This is a genomic window from Actinophytocola sp. (genome assembly GCF_036002505.1).
Lineage (GTDB): Bacteria > Actinomycetota > Actinomycetes > Mycobacteriales > Pseudonocardiaceae > DASYTH01.
On sequence record NZ_DASYTH010000189.1, the window covers coordinates 1 to 20,754 of the forward strand.

General features: G+C 69.6%; 19 protein-coding genes and 1 pseudogene. 10 read left to right on the forward strand and 10 right to left on the reverse strand.

Going from position 1 to position 20,754, the window contains the following annotated elements; genetic code table 11:
• The 4 genes from VGR06_RS15810 to VGR06_RS15825 form a co-directional block, all read right to left on the reverse strand.
• Positions 1-341: glycosyltransferase family A protein (locus VGR06_RS15810; protein WP_327559833.1), on the reverse strand; the 341-nt coding region annotated here is incomplete at its 3' end.
• On the reverse strand, positions 325-1,416 hold the full coding sequence (locus VGR06_RS15815) for a hypothetical protein (RefSeq protein WP_327559834.1): 1,092 nt from the start codon (positions 1,414-1,416) through the stop codon (positions 325-327). The genes VGR06_RS15815 and VGR06_RS15810, both read right to left, overlap by 17 nt.
• Before the next feature lie 150 nt (positions 1,417-1,566).
• Positions 1,567-2,517 (reverse strand): serine hydrolase, encoded by a 951-nt coding sequence (locus tag VGR06_RS15820; protein WP_327559835.1) that lies wholly within the window; start codon positions 2,515-2,517, stop codon positions 1,567-1,569.
• A 58-nt stretch (positions 2,518-2,575) separates the two neighbouring features.
• Positions 2,576-3,625 carry an NAD-binding protein gene (locus VGR06_RS15825; RefSeq protein WP_327559836.1) on the reverse strand — a complete coding sequence of 350 codons (1,050 nt, stop codon included), beginning with the start codon at positions 3,623-3,625 and terminating at the stop codon, positions 2,576-2,578.
• 101 nt (positions 3,626-3,726) lie between these two features.
• Here VGR06_RS15825 and VGR06_RS15830 point away from each other — a divergent pair, with 101 nt between their 5' ends.
• Both VGR06_RS15830 and rpsO read left to right on the forward strand, forming a co-directional pair.
• Positions 3,727-4,722, forward strand: coding sequence for a GNAT family N-acetyltransferase (locus VGR06_RS15830; RefSeq protein ID WP_327559837.1), 996 nt, complete (start codon positions 3,727-3,729; stop codon positions 4,720-4,722).
• A 169-nt stretch (positions 4,723-4,891) separates the two neighbouring features.
• Positions 4,892-5,161: a 30S ribosomal protein S15 gene (gene rpsO / locus VGR06_RS15835; RefSeq protein ID WP_327559851.1), complete on the forward strand. Its 270-nt coding sequence runs from the start codon at positions 4,892-4,894 to the stop codon at positions 5,159-5,161.
• An 82-nt stretch (positions 5,162-5,243) separates the two neighbouring features.
• Here rpsO and VGR06_RS15840 read toward each other — a convergent pair whose 3' ends face one another.
• A complete protein-coding gene (locus VGR06_RS15840; RefSeq protein WP_327559838.1) occupies positions 5,244-6,026 on the reverse strand; it encodes an SDR family NAD(P)-dependent oxidoreductase in 783 nt (260 codons plus the stop codon).
• Positions 6,027-6,153: 127 nt separating this feature from the next.
• Here VGR06_RS15840 and VGR06_RS15845 point away from each other — a divergent pair, with 127 nt between their 5' ends.
• Positions 6,154-7,146 carry a sigma-70 family RNA polymerase sigma factor gene (locus VGR06_RS15845; protein WP_327559839.1) on the forward strand — a complete coding sequence of 331 codons (993 nt, stop codon included), beginning with the start codon at positions 6,154-6,156 and terminating at the stop codon, positions 7,144-7,146.
• A 160-nt stretch (positions 7,147-7,306) separates the two neighbouring features.
• On the opposite strand, the gene VGR06_RS15850 is transcribed toward VGR06_RS15845, so the two are convergent.
• Together VGR06_RS15850 and VGR06_RS15855 are read right to left on the reverse strand one after the other, a co-directional pair.
• A complete protein-coding gene (locus VGR06_RS15850) occupies positions 7,307-8,374 on the reverse strand; it encodes a LacI family DNA-binding transcriptional regulator (RefSeq protein ID WP_327559840.1) in 1,068 nt (355 codons plus the stop codon).
• Positions 8,364-9,752, reverse strand: a complete 1,389-nt coding sequence (locus VGR06_RS15855) for a glycoside hydrolase family 5 protein (protein ID WP_327559841.1) — start codon at positions 9,750-9,752, stop codon at positions 8,364-8,366. The genes VGR06_RS15850 and VGR06_RS15855 overlap by 11 nt, the downstream gene beginning before the upstream one ends.
• Positions 9,753-9,957: 205 nt before the next feature.
• Here VGR06_RS15855 and VGR06_RS15860 point away from each other — a divergent pair, with 205 nt between their 5' ends.
• The 5 genes from VGR06_RS15860 (at position 9,958) to VGR06_RS15880 (ending at position 16,584) form a co-directional block, all read left to right on the forward strand.
• Positions 9,958-10,947 (forward strand): sugar ABC transporter permease, encoded by a 990-nt coding sequence (locus tag VGR06_RS15860; RefSeq protein ID WP_327559842.1) that lies wholly within the window; start codon positions 9,958-9,960, stop codon positions 10,945-10,947.
• Complete coding sequence (locus tag VGR06_RS15865; RefSeq protein ID WP_327559843.1) at positions 10,940-11,788, forward strand: carbohydrate ABC transporter permease; 849 nt, start codon at positions 10,940-10,942, stop codon at positions 11,786-11,788. Before VGR06_RS15860 ends, VGR06_RS15865 begins: the two co-directional genes overlap by 8 nt.
• Before the next feature lie 11 nt (positions 11,789-11,799).
• Positions 11,800-13,080, forward strand: a complete 1,281-nt coding sequence (locus VGR06_RS15870) for an ABC transporter substrate-binding protein (protein ID WP_327559844.1) — start codon at positions 11,800-11,802, stop codon at positions 13,078-13,080.
• Positions 13,081-13,164: 84 nt separating this feature from the next.
• Positions 13,165-15,204: a hypothetical protein gene (locus VGR06_RS15875; RefSeq protein WP_327559845.1), complete on the forward strand. Its 2,040-nt coding sequence runs from the start codon at positions 13,165-13,167 to the stop codon at positions 15,202-15,204.
• 9 nt (positions 15,205-15,213) lie between these two features.
• Positions 15,214-16,584 carry a Gfo/Idh/MocA family oxidoreductase gene (locus tag VGR06_RS15880; protein ID WP_327559846.1) on the forward strand — a complete coding sequence of 457 codons (1,371 nt, stop codon included), beginning with the start codon at positions 15,214-15,216 and terminating at the stop codon, positions 16,582-16,584.
• On the opposite strand, the gene VGR06_RS15885 is transcribed toward VGR06_RS15880, so the two are convergent.
• The 3 genes from VGR06_RS15885 to VGR06_RS15895 all read right to left on the reverse strand — a co-directional run bounded on the left by VGR06_RS15885 (position 16,577) and on the right by VGR06_RS15895 (position 18,986).
• Positions 16,577-17,137 (reverse strand): hypothetical protein, encoded by a 561-nt coding sequence (locus VGR06_RS15885; protein ID WP_327559847.1) that lies wholly within the window; start codon positions 17,135-17,137, stop codon positions 16,577-16,579. The two genes, VGR06_RS15880 and VGR06_RS15885, sit on opposite strands and share 8 nt — an antisense overlap.
• Positions 17,138-17,431: 294 nt before the next feature.
• Entirely contained in the window at positions 17,432-18,640 is a 1,209-nt protein-coding gene (locus VGR06_RS15890; RefSeq protein WP_327559848.1) for an RNA polymerase sigma factor, read from the reverse strand.
• A complete protein-coding gene (locus tag VGR06_RS15895) occupies positions 18,624-18,986 on the reverse strand; it encodes a YciI family protein (RefSeq protein WP_327559849.1) in 363 nt (120 codons plus the stop codon). Before VGR06_RS15895 ends, VGR06_RS15890 begins: the two co-directional genes overlap by 17 nt.
• Positions 18,987-19,096: 110 nt before the next feature.
• On the opposite strand from VGR06_RS15895, the pseudogene VGR06_RS15900 reads away from it, so the two are divergent.
• Both VGR06_RS15900 and VGR06_RS15905 read left to right on the forward strand, forming a co-directional pair.
• Positions 19,097-20,273 (forward strand): annotated as a pseudogene (locus VGR06_RS15900) (IS256 family transposase); the annotation flags it as partial.
• Positions 20,274-20,440: 167 nt separating this feature from the next.
• On the forward strand, positions 20,441-20,754 hold a 314-nt coding region (locus VGR06_RS15905; protein WP_327559850.1), incomplete at its 3' end, for a metalloregulator ArsR/SmtB family transcription factor.

Genomic DNA, 20,754 nt, shown 5'->3' on the forward strand with positions numbered 1-20,754 from the left:
GCCTCGAACGCCCACGGGGACACCATATCATCCGAGTCCACCAGCACCACCCAATCGGCCTTGGCCGAACGGATACCAACATCCCGTGCCGCCGCCATCCCACGATTCTCTTCATGGCTGAGTAGTGCGATGTCCAGGCCCTGTTTTCGCCACTGCTCTACCGTCTTGTCGTACCGGTTGACATTATGCATGGTCGATCCATCATCCACCAGGATGACCGAAACGGAGGCGAGTCGGTAGAACAGCGCAGCGCGGTACAGAGATGCCACGCACTGGTCGACATAGATCGGTGACGTGTCGAAAACCGGCACAACGACCGCGAGGTCATGGCGTTTGGACACGGACGAACGCCCCCTCGACGCAGGCGAAGGCAGCGAGCAGGACACCCGGATGCCGGAAGTCGGGCGGCACGTTGGTGTTGAGCACCACGCGGGCCCGAAAAACAACACAGAATCCCCGGCTCGGGGGGGCGATCAGCGGTTTCACGAGCTCCCAGTTCGACGTACGAACTTGGGGAGAGGTGAATGCTTTGACAGCCGCCTCGACACCGTGGGTCAGAATTCCACCAAATATGGTCACCGTGCGGTCGGGCTGAAAGGGACTGGTAACCTGTGCTACAAATCCGACGTCACTGGCGACCTCGTCATCCCGGAACTCCGGTAGCCAACGGTCCTCACCGGAACGCGTTGCGATGGGGTCGGGCTTTCCCGGGCCACCGTCCAGATGGTCGATCGGCAAACAGATCTGTTGGTAGAGGGACCGGGCCAGCTTGTTCCAAGATGGGCCACCGACTACCATGATGTGGCTCAGGAACACGTTCTCCGGAAGGTCCGTGCTCGTGTATGCCTGTACAGCGCGGTGCTTGCTTGCTGAGAACCACACCATAAGTAGGATGAGCGCGTCAATATCCGCGAAAGTCGAGTACCGAAGAAAGTCACGGTGCTCGGGTTGCGCGTATGCGGGCCTAAGCTCCCTCGGTATCTCCGCACACACGATGGCGACCGGCTCGGCCGGATCGACCGGCGCAAACAGGCCGACGCGGTCGTGCGTCAAGGACTGGTTGTGCGCAAGGCGTTCCATGAGCTGCGCGAGGTCAGCTTCGATCCTGATCCGCTCGGTCACCAGAAGGTTCACGGCCTCCGGCCCGATGGTCAATGATTCCCTTCCGTCCTTCAACACGAGCAACGGCATTCCCGTACCCAGCGCAAAGCCCACAAGGGCTGAGGCCGTAACGTCGTCAATTGACGTGTCGACGACGTTTATACCGTCACCGATTATGGCATCACATTGTTCTGTGATCGTCGAAACAAAACGAAGATCGACCAGCTCGGTACTAACCCCGAGCCGTCTGAGCTCACCCGAGATGACGTCGGCCTGGGAGGGCTCAGTGGAGCTGTAGAAGATGCGTGCCCTCACGTCCACACCTCCGTCCCGCCTGCGTGTCCCGTCAGGTTCCTGTGGTAGATCGATCAGAACGACAAGGATGTTGCAGGTGGCCCGTTGCAGGTGTAAGGGTACAGGCGAACTGAGCACCAGCCGGACACCTCGCCATCCGAGCGGCAAGCGTCAGCCGACGCCCAGTGCGACGAAGGCCGCGGTGGCTGCTGCTGACAGGCGGCTCCGTGCAATCTGGTTGCTGGCGGACTGCTGGGATAACAGGGCGACCGCGTAGTCCTTGCCGGTTCGGTCGCTGTGTACGACGCCCGCGCTGTGCAGGTAGACCGTCGACGGGCGGTAGTTCACCCAGCCCTGCTTGGCGTAGACCTGTGCCGACGCGCCGTGCAGGAGCAGGCCGAAGAACTGGTCGAAGCCGTCGACCGCGATGTGCTGTGCGGAGGCGAGCGGACCGGTGATCAGCTGGCGGTCCTCGGGCGTGAGGTCCTTCAGGATGTGCTGGTAGATCTTGGTGAAGTCGGTCGCCGTCACGAGGGTTTCGCCCCACTGGGTGGAGTCGTCCGGCGCCTCGGTGCCGGTGAGGCCGAGGCGAGTGGCCACCCGGCCGATCGCGCCCTGGCCGTCGAACCGGCCCCACAGCACGTTCATGGCGCCGTCGTCGCTTCCCCGCAGCGCGCGCCCGACCAGGTCCACATCGGACGCGGTGATGGTCAGACCGTTGGAGCGGCGGCGATCCACCATGTCCACCACGACGATCAGCTTGGCCAGCGAGGCCGAGTAGACCTGCCGCCGGGCATTGCTCCCCTCGACCAGCTCACCGGAACTCACGTCCAGCACCGCCACACCCAGGTTCATCCCGGGCGCCGCGGCCCGCTCGGCGGCCTGGACCACCGCGCTGACCGGCGCCCCGGCCAACTCGGCCCCGGCGGAGGTGGTGGTGGGCGGCGTGGCGATCACCACGTCCGGCGCGCCCTGCGGGCTCTCAAGTTTCCGCGGCGGTGAGACCGTGGCTTCCGACGGCTCCGGCGCGACCCCGCTCGACGTGGCGAACCAGACCACGACCGACCCGGCGACGACCGCCGCGATGCCGCGGGCCAGCACCCCCGATCTTCGTCGCGCCACACGTAATTGATATTCGCTGGTCCTGAGAAAATCCTGGGAACAGCATTGGCAATGGCTGTCAAGTCCTACTGGGGGTGGACGAACCGCGGAGCGCGGCGGTGATCTCCTCGACCGTGAGGCGCCGCTGGCTGAGGTAATAGACCACGGTGCCGGCCGGCAGTTCGGTGCGCCAGTCCGGGCTGACCAGGAGGTTCTCGCCGGTGCGGACGGCGAGCAGGGTGGCCGAGTAGCGGCGGCCGAGGGCGGTCTGGCAGTCGGTGACCAGGACCGGGCCCAGCGAATCCGGCAGCCGGGTGGAGTAGGTGTTGGTGCCGCCGGGGGTCATCAGCTCGGTGTACACCTCGGCGATGCCGGGCGAGGTCAGCTCCTCGGTGACCATGTGCGGGGTGTGCCACTGCACGCAGCGGATGCCCGCGTTGACGTGGTGCAGCAGCGAAGCCCGGGCCAGGTCGCGCAGGGCGACCACCACGTGCGCACCGGCGGCGACGTGGTGCACGGTCACCGCGACGGCGAGCGCCTCGTTGTCGTCGCGGGCATCCACGAGCACGGCGCGGGCGCGGTCCACCCCGGCTCGGCGCGCCACGTCCTCCGCGGTGAGCTCGCCCCGCACGAAGTCGACATCGTGCTCGGGTACCGGGTGCGTGGCCACCTCGTCCCACGCGCAGAGCACCACCCGGCGGCGGGTCTCGGCGAGCAGCTCGGCGACGATCCGCTCGGTGCGGCCCGGCGCGTAGCCGAACAGCACGATGTGGCCGGTGGCGTTGACCGGGTTGGCCCCTTGCATGCGCCGTCCCTTCGCTCGCTCGAGCATCGACGCCAGCCTGGCGAACACGGTGGTGAGCGTGGCGATCCCGCCGACGATGACGTAGGCGCCCACGGCATGCCCGGCGACCGTGGTCGGGAAGAAGTCGCCGTAGCCGACAGTCGCCGCGGTCACCACGAAGTACCACCAGTACACCGTGGGCTCGACGATCCGGCTCCCGGCCGGCTCCGCGAGGGCCATCAACGGCCAGCTCGTCAGGAACACGAACACCACCACCGCGACCGGCACCGCCCAACCCCGTGTCCGGGCCAGGCGGGTGATCAACCTTGCGAGGTGGAAGAGCACGTCACCCCCGGTTTCGGCCAGCTGGTGGCCCGCAGCCTAACCGGCAGACCAGGCAAAACCCACATGCGTGGAGCCGGGTGTTTGCCGCACACTCCAGCCCCATGACGGTCAACCTGCCCGCCGGGCACACCTGGCGGCACGCCACGCCGGCGGACGCAGAGCTGATCTTCGGCCTGGTCAGCCGGTACAACGTCGAGGTGCTCGGCCACGCCGACTTCACCCTCGACGAGATGCGGGACCAGCTCGTCGAGCCGGGGTTCGACGCGGCGACCGGCAGCTGGCTCGGGTTCACGCCGGACGGCGAGCTCGCCGGGTTCGCCTGGATGATCGGAAAGGGCACCGGGGAGGAGGCCGATGTCGAGGTCATCGCCTACGACCCGGAACTGGCCCGGTGGCTGTACGCGCAGGTGCTGACCCGGGCCGCGGAGCTGGCGCGGGCCGGTGGGCACCGGTCGTGCGCCGTCGACCAGGGGATCTACCGCGACGACACCCGGGCCCGCGCGGCCGCCGCCGAGCAGGGCTTTCGGCCGGAGACCGTGTTCCACCGGATGCGCGTCGACCACGGGCCCGGCACGCCGAACCCGGCCGCGCCGCCGGGCCTCACCGTCCACACCGGACCCGGCGACGAGGACTTCCTGCGCACCGCGCACGCCGTGCTGAACGAGTCGTTCAAGGACCACTACGGCTGGTTCCCCCGCCCGTTCGACGACTGGCGCCAGCGGCTCGATCAGGAAAGCGTCTTCGACTGGCCCCAACTCACCGTGGCGTCGCTCGACTCCCGCCCCGCCGCGATCATCATGACCAGCGACCGCTTCATCGAGGACGAGAACTGCGGCTACGTCTCCGACCTCGGCGTGCTACCCGAGGCCCGCGGCCGCGGCATCGCCAAGTACCTGCTGCGCACCGCGTTCGCCGCCGACAGCCGAGCCGGCCGCACCGGCCGCACCGGCCGCACCGGCACCATCCTGCACGTCGACACCAACAACGTCACCCCGGCACTGGGACTCTACGAAAGCGTCGGCATGCGCCCGGTTCTGATCATCGACATGTGGCGCCGCCATCTCGGCAACCTGATCAGTACACTGGCATCCGCCTAGACCGTTGGGAAGGGAGCTGACATGTCACCGCAACTGACCGCAGACCAGCAATGTCGTGGTCAGCGCGAACATGTCCGCCCCACAACGAGGCACTGACGTCACCCACCTCCAGGGGCGCGGGCTTGATCTTCGCGGCTGGCCGAACTTCCCTCCGCAAAGGAAGATTCGTTTGGCTCTCGAAGCCGAGATCAAAGCGCAGATCATCAAGGAGTACGCGACCTTCGACGGTGACACCGGTTCGCCGGAGGTTCAGATCGCACTGCTGACCCGCCGGATCGCCGACATCACCGACCATCTCAAGACGCACAAGCTGGACCACCACAGCCGTCGTGGCCTGCAGGTGCGGGGCGGCCGCCGCCGCCGGTTGCTCAACTACCTGCGGAAGACGGACATCCAGCGCTACCGGACGCTGATCAAGCGTCTCGGCCTGCGCCGGTAGCAGCGACGGCTGGCGATGCCCTGAAGGCCGCCTTCGGGACGTTCAACGTCTCGAAGGCGGCCTTCAACGCATCCACGCCCTTCTAGTCGTCCAGGCTCCCCATGGTCAGGTTGACCGTGGTTCCGGTCATCCCGCTCGCCCTGTCGGACGCCAGGAACGCCGCAGTGCCCGCCATCTCCTCGACCGTCATCAGCCGCCGCGGGTGGGTCCGGCTGGCGAGCAGGTCCTGCCACTGCTCCCAGGTCATTCCCGTCGCCTTGGCGCGCGGCTCGAAGGCGTCCCGGATCGTGCGGGTCTCCGGCATGCCCTGCGGTCGCAGGCCGACCACGCGGATGCCGTGCGGAGCGAGCTCGGCGGAGAGGTGCCGGGTGAGCGCCTCCTTGGCGGCCATCGCCGGGCCGTAGCCGCCCACGAAGGGAATGCCGATCCGCGAGTGCAGGGCGGTGACGGTCATGATCACCCCCGAGCTGTTCGGGATCATCCGCCGGGCCGCCCGGCGCGCGGTCAGGAAGTACGACGTCGTGTAGGCGTTGAGGGCCAACGAGAACTGCTCGGCATCGAGGTCGGCCAGTGGCACACCGAGGATCGGCGAGTTCGGGATGCCGATCGCGTTGAACGAGATGTCGACCCGGCCGGCCTTGTTCACCACGGACCGCAGGTGTTCGTCCACGGCCTGCTCGTCGAGCGCGTCGACCTCCGCCGCCTCGGCAAAGCCGCCGATCTCCTTGGCAAGAAGTTCTACGGATGCCAGGCGGCGCCCGGTGAGAAAGACCCGGGCCCCCTCGGCCGCGAAGGCGCGGGCCACGCCGCCGCCGATCCCGCCGCCGGCTCCGTAGATCACCGCGACCTTGTCCTGCAGCATCATCTCTGGTTCCTTCCTGTGCCCGGAGCTGTCGAATGGGGTAGACACCGCGATGGCGGGAAACTGGGCGCCCGCCGGCCGCCCAGTTCGGCGCCCGGCCGGTGTCGGTACCGGTATGGAGGTGGAGTGGGTGACAGCCGACCTGATCTCACGGGCGCGGGCCGGAGACGGCGCGGCGTTCCAGGCGCTGACCGAGCCTTACCGCCGCGAGCTGCAGGTGCACTGCTACCGGATGCTCGGTTCGCTGCAGGACGCCGAGGACGCCCTGCAGGACACGCTGCTGGCCGCCTGGCAGGGCCTCGCCGGGTTCGAGGGACGCGCCTCGATCCGCACCTGGCTCTACCGGGTGGCCACCAACCGGTGCTTCAACGCGCGCCGGTCGGCCAGCCGGCGCCCGGGCCGGAACTGGGACATGCCCGACGTCGAACCGCTCGAACCGACCGGGCTCGGCGAGGTCGTCTGGCTCGAGCCCATTCCCGACGCCCTCCTCGAGGGGGCGATGGACGTGCCGCTCGGCCCCGAGGCCCGCTACGAGCGGACCGAAGCCATCTCCCTGGCCTTCGTGACCGCCCTTCAGGTCCTGCCGCCGCGCCAGCTCGCCGTGCTCATCCTGCGCGACGTCCTCGGATTCCACGCGAACGAGGTCGCCGAGATGCTGGACTCGACGGTGGAGTCGGTCAACAGCGCCCTCAAACGGGCCCGCGCCGGCCTGCACCGCCGGCTGCCGCCGACCGAACCGGCGCCCGCCGCCGACTCACCCGCCGAGCAGGTACTCGTGGCGAACTTCGCCCGCGCCTACGAGTCCGGTGACGTGGACGCGCTGGTCGCCCTGCTCACCGACGACGTGTTCGTCTCCATGCCGCCGATTCCCCTGGAATACCAGGGCCGCGACGTCGCCGCCCGCCTCTTCGGCCGCATCTTCCGCTCGGGCCGCCGGGTCGACCTCGTCCCCACGCGAGCCAACGGCCAGCCGGCGTTCGGCGCCTACCTGCGCGCCACGACCGGCATCCGGCACGGCTCCGGCCTGTTCGTCCTCACCCTCACCGGTGCGAAGATCAGCGCGTTCACCCGCTTCGACAGCGACCTGCTCCCCCGGTTCGGCCTGCCCCGATCGCTCCCCTGACCGGCAGGCCGTGTTGGCGTCTCACGTCGGCGTGTTGGCCCGCTGCGTCGGCGTGTTGGCCCGCCACGTCATTGTGTTGGCTGGCCACGACGCCAGAGGCCAACATGGCAACGCCAGGCGCCAACTCGGCGACGTGAGCGGCCAACATGCCCGACAAGCGTCAGGCCGGAGGGCGGCGTCTTCGGCGGGGCGGGGGGTGCGGGGTGGCCGGGGCGGGGGCGGTGCTCTTGCGGACGACGAGGCGGGGCCGGAAGGTGATGTTGTGCTGGGGTGGGAGGTTCTGCAGGACGGCCCAGAGTCGCTGCCAGGCTTGGCTTCCCAGCTCGTGTTGGGGTACCGAGGCGGTGGTCAGCGGCGGGGTGGTGTAGCGGGCGAACGGGATGTCGTCGAAGCCGGCGACGGAGATCTGCTCGGGGACCCGGACGCCGAGCTCGTGCAGGCCGCTGATGGCGCCGAAGGCGACGATGTCGTTGAAGGCGACCACGCCGGTGGCGCCGGAGTCGAGGACGGCCCGGGCCGCGGCGTGGCCGTCGCCGAACGTGCCGCCGCAGCGGATCTCGGTGAGCTCGACGCTGGGGCGGTCGCGGGCGGCGACGCGGAGGCTGCGCAGGCGTTCGCGGTCGGCGGCGCTGGCGCTGGGGCCGGCGAGGTAGGCGAGCCGGGTGTGGCCCAGCGCGATCAGGTGCACGGCCAGGTCGCGGACGCCGGCGGCGTAGTCGACGGTCAGGCTCGGCACCTCGAGCTCCGGCAGGTCGCGGTTGACCAGCACCACCGGGCCGAGCCGGTGGACGAGGTCGGCAAGGTCGTCGTCGGTGAGCCGGGACGAGGCCAGCACCACGCCGTCGCAGCGGCGGCCGACCTCCACGGCCAGCAGCGCCTCCTCCCGCGGGTCCTCGTTCGACTCGGCGACGATCAGCCGGTGGCCCTGCGCGGCCGCCGCCTGGCCGAGGCCGCGCAACACCAGCTGGAACATCGGATTGGACAGGTCCGGCACGATGATCGCGACCGTGGAGGTGCGGCCGAGGGCGAGGCTGCGCGCCACCGGGCTCGGCGCGTACCCCAGCGAGGCCGCGGTGGCCCGCACCCGGGCGGCCAGCTCCGGGGCCACGCTCGACCTCCCGTTCATCACCCGGGACACGGTCGCCCGCGACACCCGCGCGGCCTGCGCGACCTCGCTGATCGTCACCCGCCGCGCGGCGCCGTTCGGTGACTCGGGCTCAGCCGCCACGGTGCTCCTTGAGGATCTCGGCGAGCCCGGTCCGCGGCACGCAGTTGGCGAACGCGAAGTCGGCGGCGAGGCGTTCGGCTTCTTCCGGTGTGACACCGGTGAAGCAGCGGCCGAACTCACCGACGAGGGGCTCGGCGAAAAGGATATTGCGCACCAGCGTGGCCACCCAAGACTTGCGGCCCCAGGGGAACGGGTCGAAGTTGGGGAACTCCTCGTCGAACAGCTTGTCGATCGGGTCGAGGAGATAGCGGACGTTGCTGTCGTCGGCGCCCCATGAATCCGCGCCGAGGCGCGCTTTCTTGGCCAGCACCGGCGCGATCCGCTGAAGGTAGCCGCAGTCCGGCGCGGTGTACACCAGGCCCTGAAGCCCGATGTCCTTGTAGGTCCACAGGCTCCAGCTCGCGCCGTGCTCGGCGTAGATCTCGAGCTGGTCGCGCAGCAGCCGGTAGCGCATCGCGTCGATGTCCGCGTCGCCGGTGTAGACCGGGCCGAACTCGCCGATCCAGATCGGGGTGCCGGTGCTCCGCATGAACTCGGTGCGGTGTAGGAACGTCTGCTCGATGGTGGCACGGACGAAGTGCTGGCCCCGGACGGTTCCGGGGTAGGTGGCGCCGTGCGCGATGCCGGGCAGGGCATAGTCGTGTGCACTGTAGACGGTGTTCTCGAAGGGATCATCGAACACGCTGAAGTCGGTGGCGTACCGATTTCCGTCGAGGAACAGCACGTGCTTCGGGTCGATGGCGCGGATGGCGCGCTCGAGCCGCTGGTAGAACGGGCCGATCACGGCGCCGGTGGCGTCGGCCGGCTCGTTGACCAGGTTGTAGCCGGCGACCTCGGGCCGGCCGGCGTAGCGGGTGGCGATCGCCTCCCACAGGTGCACCACCCGGTCCTGGAAGTGCCGGTGCGTCCAGAAGTGCGCCCAGTGCGTGGGGTTGTCGCTGTGCCAGTGCTGGTTCTGGCTGCCGGGCAGGGCATGCAGGTCGAGGATGGTGTAGATGCCGTGCGCGGCGCAGCGGTCGATCAGCCGGTCCAGCGGGGCGAAGCCGGCCTCGATGATCTCGAACGGCGCGTCATCGGACTCGAAGTGCCGGTAGTTCAGCGGGACACGCAGGGCGTTGAGGCCGAGCGAGGCGAGGTAGGCCGCGTCGTCGGGGCCGAAGAAGTCGTCCAGGAACGCCTCGAAGAACCGCCGGTACCCCTCCTCGCCCAGGGCGTTGCGCAACGCCTTGCGCTGCAACGACTCCGTGCTCGGGTAGCCGGTGATGAAGTTCTCCATGTTCATCCAGCCGCCGAGCCCGTAGCCGGCGAGGACGACGGTGGTGCCGGACTCGTCGACGAGCCGGTCGCCGCGGACGCGGATCCAGGACGGTTCGGGCATCGCTCCTCCGCTCATCGGTGACGGGCCAACACAGTAACCGCTTTCCGGTCGCCCTGTAAGGATCCAGTCCGCCTAGCTGCGATTTTCATCGGATGACTCACTTGAGGGCCCGGTATTGACACGTTTCAATCGGACTTGATAGAAAGCGGTTTCTCGCTACCGTGGTCGTACCACACCACGGCGGCAACGATGCCGAGGAGGGTGCGTGACCGAGCCCCAGGCACGACCCGGCGCCGTCTCCCTCGCGGCGCCGCCGGTACCCGCGCCGGCCCGCGCCACGGTGCGCCACGACGCCCGGCGGCGCCGGAGGTCCGACCGGCTGCGCCGGCGCGACGCCCGGGCGGCCTACCTGTTCCTCGCGCCCTGGATCGTCGGCATGCTCGCGATCACCATCGGCCCGATCCTGGCCTCGCTCTACCTCTCGTTCACCAGCTACTCGCTGCTGCGCCCGCCGCGCTGGATCGGGCTGCAGAACTACGTCCGCATGCTCAGCGACCAGCGCCTGATGACCTCGCTCGGGGTGACCTTCCGCTACGTGTTCATCTCCGTGCCGCTGCAACTGGCGGTCGCGCTCGCCCTGGCGCTGCTGCTCAACCGCGGCGTGCGCGGGCTGGCCTTCTACCGCTCGGTCTACTACCTGCCGTCGCTGCTGGCCGGGAGCGTCTCGATCGCGATCCTGTGGCGGCAGATGTTCGGCACCGACGGGCTGGTCAACGACCTGCTGGCGCTGCTCGGCATCCAGGGCGTCGGCTGGATCGCGCACCCGGACTTCGCGCTCGGCACGCTGGTGGTGCTGAACGTGTGGACGTTCGGCGCGCCGATGGTGATCTTCCTGGCCGGGCTGCGGCAGATCCCGACCATGTACTACGAGGCGGCCGCGATCGACGGCGCCGGGCGCTGGGCGCGGTTCCGGCACGTCACCATCCCGCTGCTGACCCCGATCATCTTCTTCAACCTGGTGCTGCAGATGATCGGCGCGTTCCAGACGTTCACCCAGGCGTTCGTGGTCAGCGGCGGCACCGGCGCGCCGTCCGACCGGACCCTGTTCTACACGCTGTACCTGTACCAGCGCGGGTTCGGCTCGTTCCAGATGGGCTACGCCTCGGCGCTGGCCTGGTTGCTGCTGCTGATCATCGCGGCGTTCACCGCGCTCAACTTCCTGCTGGCCAAGCGATGGGTGTTCTACGGTGACTGACGCCACGGTCCTGGACCGCCGGATGCCGGCACCGCTGCGGCACGCGCTGCTGGTGGCGCTGGGCCTGGTGATGCTCTACCCGCTGCTCTGGATGCTGTCCAGCTCGTTCAAGCCGACCGACATCATCTTCCGGGACCCGTCGCTGTGGCCGGGCGCGTTCTCCTTCGGCAACTACGTCCACGGCTGGACCGCGCTCGGCGCGCCGTTCCAGAAGTTCCTGCTCAACTCGGCGATCATCGCCGTGGCGTCGGTGGTCGGGAACCTGCTGTCCTGCTCGCTGGCGGCCTACGCTTTCGCCCGGCTTTCCTTCCCCGGCAAGCGAATCATGTTCGCCGCGATGCTGGCCACGATCATGCTGCCGATCCACGTGCTGATCGTGCCGCGGTACGTGCTGTTCGCCCAGCTGGACTGGATCAACACCTACCTGCCGCTGATCGTGCCGAAGTTCCTGGCCACCGACGCGTTCTTCGTGTTCCTGATGGTGCAGTTCATCCGGTCGCTGCCGACCGACCTGGACGAGGCCGCGCGGATCGACGGCTGCGGGCACTTCCGGATCTACTGGCGGATCATCATGCCGCTGTGCATGCCGGCGCTGGCCACGACGGCGGTGTTCACCTTCATCTGGACCTGGAACGACTTCTTCAGCCAGCTCATCTTCCTGACCGACAAGGACCTCTACACGGTGCCGGTGGCGCTGCGCACCTTCCTGGACGGCCAGGGCCGCAGCTCCTGGGGGGAACTGTTCGCCATGTCGATCGTCGGGCTCGCCCCGATCTTCGGCTTCTTCCTTGCCGGGCAACGGTATCTGACCCAGGGCATCGCGACGACGGGCATCAAGTGAGGAGTAGGAACATGACCAGACTCAGGTTTTCCATGGTGGTAGTCGCCGCGCTGGCGATCTCCGCGTGCTCATCGGGCTCCAGCGGCGACTCGGGCGGGCCGGTCGAGCTGCGCTTTTCCTGGTGGGGCAACGAGCAGCGGGCGGCGGCCACGCAGAAGGCGCTCGACGCCTTCCAGAACGCGAACCCCACCATCAAGGTCAAGGGCGAGTACGCCGACTTCAACGCCTACTTCGACCGGATCGCCACCCAGGTCGCGGCCAACGACGCGCCGGACGTGATCACGATGGGCGGCGTCTACCCGCGCGAGTACGGCGGCCGCGGCGCTTTGCTCGACCTGAAGGAGGTGTCCGGCCAGCTCGATCTGTCCACTTTGGACAAAGCGGCGGTGAGCAACGGGAACTTCGACAACGTCCAGTACGGCGTGCCCACCGGGGTGAACACCTACGGGATCGTGGTCAACCCGGCGCTCTTCCAGGCCGCCGGCGTGCCGCTGCCGGACGACGAGAAATGGTCCTGGGCGGACTACGAGCGGATCGCCGGGGAGATCGTGGCCAAGGCACCGCCCGGCACCGTCGGATCCGAGGATCCCACCGCGCCGGAGGGGATCGAGTTGTTCTCCAAGCAGCTCGGCGAGGGCGTCTACAGCCCCGAGGGCAAGGTCGCGATCAGTGCCGGCACGCTGACGAGGTGGTTCGAGATGACCACCCGGATGCGGAACTCCGGCGCCACCCCGAAGGCCACGGTGACCGTCGAGCAGGCCGCGCTCTCCGCCCCCGAGCAGACCCTGATGGGCAAGGGCACCGCGGCCATGCGGCTGGAGTGGAGCAACCGGCTGACGGCGCTGCGCACCGCGTCCGGCAAGCCGCTGCAGCTGCTCCGGGTGCCGGGCGAAACGGTGAACAAGCAGGCCGGGATGTGGCTGCAGGCCTCCCAGCTGTACACGGTCAACGCCCGGTCGGCGCACCCGCAGGAGGCCGCCAAGCTGATCAACTTCCTGGTCAGCGACCCGGCGGCGGGCGCGGCGATCGGCACCGACCGCGGCATCCCGGCGAACAAGAAGATCCGCGACGCCATCGCCGGCTCGCTCAACGAGCACCAGAAGGTGGAGGTCGCCTTCATCACCAAGGTGAGCGCCAAGGTCTCCCCCGCGCTGGTGCTCGGCCCGGTCGGCTCCACCGACACCCTGCAGATCCTCCAGCGGATCAACTCGGACGTGCTGTTCGACAAGATCAAGCCGGCGGACGCGGCCCGGCGCTTCATCGACGAGGTGTCGAAGGCGATCGGCGGGTGATGAAGATCCGGGGGTGCGATGAATGCGTCGTTCCTCGCACTCAGCGTGAGGAACGACGCTTTCGTCGCAAGGGGAGGCTCTGCTGTGAGCGCCATTGATCGCCGAGCACTGGTGGAGCGGCATGCCGTCGAGGTGACCGGGGTCGACCCGCGTTCCCCGCTGTCGGTGGGAAACGGGGAGCTGTGCTGCACGGTCGACGTCACCGGGCTGCAGACGTTTCCCGGGCGCTACCCGGTGGCGCCGGCCGGCACGCTGCTGGGCACCCTGACCCAGTGGGCCTGGCACAGCCTGCCGGCGCCGGTTCCCGCCCCGGCGCTGGCCGGCAGCGTCCGGGAGTACGACTCGCCGCACGGGCCGGTCGGCTACGTCGACCTCGACAGCGGGGAGCCGACGCCGGAGCAGCAGTGGCTGCGGGCCAACCCGCACCGCCTCGACCTGGTCCGGATCGGGTTCGTCGGCGAGGATGCGCGCGCGCCTTCCCTTGGCGGCGAGGTGCGGCAGCGGCTCGACCTGTGGACCGGGGTGATCACCAGTGCGGTCCGGCTGGGCGGGGACCCGGTCGAGGTGGTGACCTGCTGCCATCCCCGGCGGGACGTGCTCGGGTTACGGGTGGTCTCGCCGGGGCTCGCGGCCCGGCGGTTGGGCGTGCGGGTGGCCTTCCCCTACGGCTCGCCGTCCTGGAACGACGCGGCCGACTGGACCCGGCCCGAGGCGCACCGCAGCGTGCCGTCGTCCTCGGAAACCGGTTACCGGATCGACCGGGAGCTGGACGGCACCCGGCTCGTGGTGTGGCTGCGCCCCGGCCCGGGCGCGACCGTGCAGCAGACCGGCGAGCACGAGTTCGTGGTGTGGGCGGAGCGCGACGAGTTCGAGCTGGCGGTGGGGTTCGATCCGACCCCCGGCGCCGAGCCGCCGCCGTTCGCCGAGGTGCTGGCCGCGAGCGCGGCGCACTGGCCGCGGTTCTGGGAGTCCGGCGGGGCCGTCGACCTCGGCGGGAGCGCCGATCCGCGGGCGCCGGAGCTGGAACGCCGGATCGTGCTGTCCCAGTACCTCACCGCCATCCACTGCGCCGGGTCGCTGCCGCCGCAGGAGACCGGCCTGATGGTGAACAGCTGGCACGGCAAGTTCCACCTCGAGATGCACTGGTGGCACGGCGCGCATTTCGCGCTGTGGAACCGGACCGGGCTGCTCACCCGCAACCTCAGCTGGTATTCGTCCATTGTGGACAGAGCCCGGGCAACCGCGCGGCGCCAGGGTTTCGCCGGCGCGCGGTGGCCGAAGCAGGTCGGCCCGGACGGGCGGGAGAGCCCGAGCCCGATCGCCCCGTTCCTGCTCTGGCAGCAGCCGCACCCGATCCACCTCGCCGAGCTGGTGCGGCGGGCCCGCGGCGACGAGGCGGCCCGGCGCTACACCGAGTGCGTACTCGAGTCGGCCGCGTTCATGGCCGATGTCGTGGTGGCCACCGAGGCCGGGTACGCGCTGGCGCCACCGCTGGTTCCGGCGCAGGAGTCGTACTACGAGCAGCGGGCCACGACGGCGAACCCGACGTTCGAGCTGGCCTACTGGGCGTGGGCGCTTCGGGTCGCGCAGGAGTGGCGGGTCCGGCTCGGGCTCCCGCCGGATCCACTGTGGACGAAGGTGGCCGAGAACCTGGTCCCGCCACACGTGCTGGATGGCCGCTACACCGCCATCGGCACCCCGCCGTGGACCGTGCGCGCCGACCACCCGTCGATGCTCTACGCGCTCGGCGTGGTGCCGGACACCGGACTGGTCGACGCCGCGACGATGCGCGCGACGCTGCACGACGTGCTGTCCACCTGGGACTGGGAAAGCGCCTGGGGCTGGGACTTCCCGGCGACGGCGATGACCGCCGTGCGGCTCGGCGAGCCGCACACCGCGGTGGACACCCTGCTGCTCGACACCCCGAAGAACACCTACCTGCCCAACGGGCACAACCGGCAGACCGACCGGCTGCCGGTGTACCTGCCGGGCAACGGCGGGCTGCTGGCCGCGGTCGCGCTGATGGCGGCCGGCTGGGACGGCGACGGCGGCCGGCCGAGCCCGGGGTTTCCCGACGACGGGACGTGGACCGTGCGGCACGAGGGACTGGTGCCGTCACCCTGAGGAGGAGATGTGCCTACGATCGCTCGCCGGCGGTACGCGGTGGTCGGTGCCGGCGCGCGGGCCCGGATGTACGTCGAGGCGCTCGCGTCGACCCATGCCGACACCGGCGAGGTGGTGGCCTGGTGCGATCCCAACCCGACCCGAATGTCGTTCCACGACCAGACGTTGCGCCGGGCCGGTCTGCCCGCGCCGGCGCGCTACCCGCCCGAGCGGTTCGCCGAGCTGCTCGACGAGGCCCGGCCGGACGCGGTGATCGTGACCTCGCCGGACGCCACCCACCACCACTATGCGGTCGCCGCACTGCGCGCCGGCCGCGACGTCGTCGTCGAGAAACCGTTGACCACCACCGAAACGGGGGCCCGGGCGATCGCCGACACAGCGTCCACTTCGGACGGACGGCTGCTGGTGACGTTCAACTACCGCTACTCGCCGCGCAACGGCGAGCTGCGCCGGCTGATCGCCGGCGGGGCGATCGGCGAGGTCACCTCGGTGCACTTCGAGTGGGTGCTGGACACCGTGCACGGCGCCGACTACTTCCGCCGCTGGCACCGGGACAAGGCGAACTCCGGCGGGCTGCTGGTGCACAAGGCGAGCCATCATTTCGACCTGGTCAACTGGTGGCTCGACGACATCCCGGAGACCGTGTTCGCCCTGGGATCACTGCGTTTCTACGGCGCCGGCAACGCCGCCCGGCGCGGTCTCGGCCCGCGCCCCGAGCGCTCCACCGGCTGGCCCGGCGCCGCCGCCGACCCGTTCGCCCTCGACCTCGCCGCCGACGACACCCTGCGCCGGCTCTACCTGGAGGCCGAACCCGACGACGGCTACCTCCGCGACCGCGACGTCTTCGCCCCCGGCATCACCATCGAGGACAACCTCTCGGTGCTGGTCGCTTACCGCTCCGGCGCCACCCTCACCTACTCGCTCAACGCCCATTCCCCGTGGGAGGGCTACCGCGTCGCGCTGAACGGCACCGCCGGACGCCTGGAGCTCGACGTCGTCGAACGCGGCCACGTCCTCCCCGCCGGCGCCGCCGGAATGGTCGGCCGCCCCGCCGTCGACCCCAGCGTCTCCCCCGACCACCCCGAATCCGCCACTCCCACCAACTCCCGCCCCGCAGGCGCCCACCTCCGCCTCCAGCACCACTGGTCCCTCGCCCAGGACCTCCCGATCCCCGACGGCGACGGCCCGCACGGCGGCGGCGACAGCCTCCTCCTCAACGACATCTTCCACCCCACCCCCGCCCCCGACCCCCTCCGCCACCGCGCCGGTCTCCTCGACGGCCTCCGCAGCAGCGGGATCGGCATCGCCGCCAACCACTCCCTCGACACCGGTCAGCCGGTACGCCTGGCGGAGTCGGGCATCCCGCTCACCGCTATTTGATGTAGCTCATCGCGCCGGGAGGCAGTAAGGGGTCGTCGCGCAGCATGTTGAAGCGGAGCAACATCTCCTCGTGTTCGCGGCGCCACGCCGAGTCGGCGGAGAGCCGCGCGTAGGACGTCGGTTCACCGGACGCGCTGACCAGCGTCGGATAACCGCGACTCGCCATGGAGACGAGGCTCGTCGCGGGGGGCCTCCGCATCTTGCTCAGGATCGCCCGGGCCGGCTTGATGACCTCCTCCCGCTTGCGGAGCAGCCAGCTGTTCGCATTGAGCGTGCCGCTGGTGTTTTCGGCGTCGAACCAGCGGGAAAGCCATGCCGGCCAGTCCCCGCGCGGAGTGCCGCCGGCGGGCACCTCGTCGGCTTTCGTCAGCAGTTTCTCGGTGAGCGCGGGGTCCTGGCCGGACAGGGCCCGGACGGGCACGTCGTGGAAATCAGTGAGCGCCGGGTTGTTGCCCAGCTCTTCCCCGTGTCGCACGGCTTCGTCGATCGTTTTCTTGGCCCGCTTCTTGGTGAGTTCGTGCCGGCCCATGGCGTGGACGACCAGATCGTTCAACGCGATGCCGGCTGCGGCAGGCGGACAGGTAGGCCACGCTCGCCACGATGAACGGGACCACATAGTTGACGACGATCCGCACCCCACGTGACCCCGCTCGCCTGGCCTTCGATCAGCACGTCACCCTGGTTGACCACCGAGATCACGGTGCCCACCACGGCCGCGGCGCCGGATCACCCGAGGTGGCCATCGCTCCAGGACACCACGGGCCGATCGAGACCCGCCCTCGAGCGCGGCACGACGTCCTGTCGAGCCGGGCTGACGCGTGTCGTAACCGGACAGGGAATCTTGTGCTCAGCGGGAGGCTCGGCCGCCGAGCCTAAGGAAGTCCCGTTCGGCCTCGGTTGGTGCCAGGGCCGCCGCACGTTGGTAGGCGGCCGCGGCCTCGGCGGTGCGGCCCAGGCGCCGGAGTAGGTCAGCTCGGGTGGCGTGGAAGGGGTGGTAGTTGTCCAGGTCCAGGTCGTCCACCAGGGCCAGCGCCGCGCCGGGGCCCCGTACCTCGCCGATGGCGACGGCACGGTTGAGCGCGATGACCGGGGTGGGCGCAACGGCGAGGAGATGGTCGTACAGGGTGAGGATCTGCGGCCAGTCGGTCTGCTCGGCGGCCACGGCGTCGGCGTGCACGGCGTTGATCGCGGCCTGCAGCTGATACATGCCAGGTCGGTTGCGCCGAAGACACCAGCGCACGATCGTCTGCCCCTCCCTGATCAGGGCCCGGTCCCATCGCGTGCGGTCTTGTTCGCCGAGCAACACGAAAGAACCGTCGGGTCGGGTGCGCGACGCGCGGCGGGACTCGGTCAGGAGCAGCAGCGCCAGCAGCCCGGCGACCTCCGGCTCGTCGGGCATGAGGGTGGCCAGAATCCTGGCCAGCCGGATCGCTTCGGCGCACAGACTCGACTCCGTCGGATGGGTCAGCCCCGCGTTGTAGAGGAGGTAGACGACGGCCAGCACTGGACGCAGCCGATCGGGCAGCTCGTGATCGGCCGGCACCCGGTAGGGGATCCGGGCGGCCTTGATCTTGCGCTTGGCCCGCACGAGACGTTGCGCCATGGTCGGTTCGGCGATCAGAAAGGATCGGGCGACTTCGGTGGTCGACAACCCGCCGAGCAACCGCAGGGTGAGCGCCACCTGCGCCTCGGTGGACAAAGCGGGGTGGCAGCAGGTGAAGATCAGCCGAAGCCGGTCGTCCGGCACCGCTCCCACCTCCTCCGGATCGGTGTCGCCGGGCGAAAGCAGCGCCACCTCGCCGAGCAGTTCCCGGCCTCGCACCTCGCGGCGCAGCCGGTCAATGGCACAGGTGCGGGCGGCCGTGGTGATCCAGCCGCCCGGGTTGGGCGGCAGGCCCTCACTCGGCCACTTGCGCAGGGCGATCGCGAACGCGTCCTGAACCGCGTCCTCGGCGAGGTCGATGTCGCCGAAGACGCGGATCAGACTCGCCACCGTGCGGCCGGACTCCTCCCGGAAGATCCGACCGACCGTGGCCTGGTCAGGCTCCTCGCGCATCGGCGAACGGCCAGACCTCGATCGGCACCTTGATGGCGGCGGTGACCCGGCCCGCCCACGCGAGCGCGGCGTCGAGATCCGCAGCGTCGATGATGTAGAACCCGCCCAGGTGCTCCTTCGCCTCCACGAACGGCCCGTCGGTGGTCAACACCTCACCGCCGGACACCCGCACCACGGTGGCCGTGTCCGGCGCATGCAGCCGGCCGGAGAACACCCAGGCACCGGTCGACTTCAACTCCTCCTCGATGACGCCCAACTGCTGGTGCGACTGCCGCATCTGCTCCTCGGTCATCGGCTCACGGACCTCACCCTCAACGCTGTGCACCGACAGCAGGTAATGCGCCATGCTGCTGTTCCTCCTCACCGGGCGGGCACGTCCCGCCACGCACCCCAACCCCGAACGGGCCCCGCCCAGATCGACAGGTGCGCCAGCATTCCTGCACAGGCTCATCGGTCGCCCGGCAGGCGGAGGTGTCGGCCTACATCGACGCCCATGCCGAGGAGGTCGATGAGAATGGTCACCGGCTGGTGGTCCGCAACGGTCATCACAACGAACGCGAGGTGATCACGGCGGCGGGCCCGGTACCGGTGCGGGCGCCGCGGGTCAACGACAAGCGCACCGATCCGGCCACTGGGGAGCGGAAACGGTTCGCTTCGGCGATCCTGCCCGCGTGGGCACGCAAGCCGCCGCGGGTGGCCGAGGTGCTGCCGCTGCTTTGCCTGCACGGCCTGTCCAGCTCGGATTTCGGTCCGGCGTTGACGCAGTTCCTGGGTGCCAGCCACGGCCTGCCGGCGGCGACGATCACGAGGTTGACCAAGGACTGGCAGGACGAGGCGACGACGTTCAACAAGCGGTCGCTGGCCGGGACCGACTACGTCTACTGCTGGGTCGACGGGATCCTCCTCAAGGTCCGGCTGGAGCAGGACAAAGTGTGCCTGCTGGTGATGATCGGGGTCCGCGCGGACGGCACCAAGGAACTCATCGCGCTTGACGACGGGCAACGCGAATCGACCGAGTCGTCGCTCGATCTGCTCCGCGGCTGTAAGCGCCGTGGCATGGCCGCGCCGGTGCTCGCGGTCGGCGACGGTGCCCTGGGGTTCTGGTCCGCGGTCCGCGAGGTGTTCCCCGAGACCCGCGAGCAGCGGTGCTGGTGGCACAAGATCGGCAACGTGCTCAACGCGCTGCCCAAGTCCGCCCAGCCGGGCGCGAAGAAGGCGCTCGCCGAGATCTGGAACGCCGAGGACAAGGACCACGCCCAAGCCGCGGCCAACGTGTTCGCCGCCGACTACGGCACCAAGTGGCCCAAGGCGGCCGCCAAGATCACCAACGACCTCGACGTGCTGCTGGCCTTCTACGACTACCCCGCCGAGCACTGGATCCACCTGCGCACCACCAACCCGATCGAGTCCACCTTCGCCACCGTCAGGCTTCGCCAGCGAGTCACCAAGGGCCCCGGCTCCCGCGCCGCGGGTGTCGCGATGGCGTTCAAGCTCATCGAATCAGCAGACCCGGTGGCGGGCCGTCAACGCACCCCACCTCGTCGCGCTGGTCCGTGCCGGCGCGGTGTTCAAGAACGGCAAGCTCATCGAACGACCCGACGAATCAGAGGGTGGTGATCAGCAAGTCGCGTGACGCGGCGATCCTCTCACCCATCGCCCTCCCTGCCCGCCGCCGTCGCGCGTGCCGTCTCCGGGATACGCGTATCCGCAGCCGCTGACAAGGGTCACGATCGTCATCTGACAAGGCCCGCCTGATTCCTCCCGGCTTGACGCATGCCGATATGGGCATATGATGGCGCCGTGGCACGAGCAGCGACGACGTCGGACGTCTTCAACGCGATCGCCGAGCCGCAGCGCCGGGAGATCCTGGTGCTGCTGCGGGCGGGTGAGCGGCCGGTGACCGAGTTGGCCCGGGAGCTGGGGATGACCCAGCCGGGGGCGTCCAAACACCTGCGGGTGCTCCGGGAGGTCGGGCTGGTGCGGGACCGCAAGGCAGGCAAGCAGCGCCTGTACGGCCTTGACGCCCGCGGGCTGCGGCCGGTCCACGAGTGGACCGGTGGGTTCGAGCGGTTCTGGAACGAGAGCTTCGACCGGCTGGACGCATACATGCAGGA

Coding starts and splice junctions, on each gene's coding strand:
- VGR06_RS15830 (WP_327559837.1), top strand. CDS start 3,727: ATGACGGTCAACCTGCCCGCCGGGCACACCTGGCGGCACGCCACGCCG.
- VGR06_RS15840 (WP_327559838.1), bottom strand. CDS start 6,026: ATGATGCTGCAGGACAAGGTCGCGGTGATCTACGGAGCCGGCGGCGGG.
- VGR06_RS15855 (WP_327559841.1), bottom strand. CDS start 9,752: ATGCCCGAACCGTCCTGGATCCGCGTCCGCGGCGACCGGCTCGTCGAC.
- VGR06_RS15870 (WP_327559844.1), top strand. CDS start 11,800: ATGACCAGACTCAGGTTTTCCATGGTGGTAGTCGCCGCGCTGGCGATC.
- VGR06_RS15890 (WP_327559848.1), bottom strand. CDS start 18,640: ATGCGCGAGGAGCCTGACCAGGCCACGGTCGGTCGGATCTTCCGGGAG.
- VGR06_RS15895 (WP_327559849.1), bottom strand. CDS start 18,986: ATGGCGCATTACCTGCTGTCGGTGCACAGCGTTGAGGGTGAGGTCCGT.